This is a genomic window from Oleiphilus sp. HI0132 (assembly GCF_001635845.1).
The window spans coordinates 1-744 of record NZ_LWGJ01001394.1; the positions used below are offsets into that span (position 1 = coordinate 1).

Genomic DNA, 744 nt, shown 5'->3' on the forward strand with positions numbered 1-744 from the left:
GCAGGCCGGTGGGGTAACTGTCGGCTAGAGATCCATTCGCCAGGCACTTTTCGGTCAAATCGACCAAAATACGACCTGCTTTGGGCGCTGTGAAGCTAAATTCTGGGGCTTAGGCAATAAAAATGAGCAGCAATTTCGGGTATGATACTTCAGCTTAGGGGTGAAAAGGTGCTTTATACTTCCTATACCCTATAAGAACACCCATTACTTACCTGAAGTATCAACGACCTCGCTTCTGAGGGTGGTCTAAATACAGGCTCTATATAATCAATTGGAAAGTAACTCATAAGCATCTATCTTGTTGTTTAATTAAAACCCTTACGCTCTTAGTCAAAACCGCAAAAGCTTCGAAATATTAAATGAATAACGCACATTATACGCGCAAGAAGTTATCTGTGTACTGCCAAACAATAGATTTTAATCATGACAAACCTTAATATTAAGAACACTAAGGGTTGAACGTTTAGTTAGCCTTCACAACACTAATTTAAATAAAAATAACCGACAAGATGAAATAAATTATGCGCTTCGATTATCGTATCGTCTTTATTATTACTGCTTTACTCTTCTGACGTGGTCTAGCATTTTTGACCAACCCAGTTAAGATACTTTTTTCATTTCAATTGCCTGAGCTTCGTATTCATTCGGGCTCATGTAGCCCAAGTAAGAATGCAGCCGCCGACTGTTATAAAACATGGATATGTAATCCAAAATATCCTGCTGTGCCTCATAGCGAGTTTGGTA

1 protein-coding gene is annotated in these 744 nt (G+C 39.1%); it reads right to left on the minus strand.

All coding sequences use genetic code 11. The features are described from left to right. Positions 1-600: 600 nt before the first annotated feature. A partial coding sequence (locus tag A3766_RS29220) for an IS3 family transposase (RefSeq protein WP_156509027.1) occupies positions 601-744 on the minus strand: 144 nt, incomplete at its 5' end.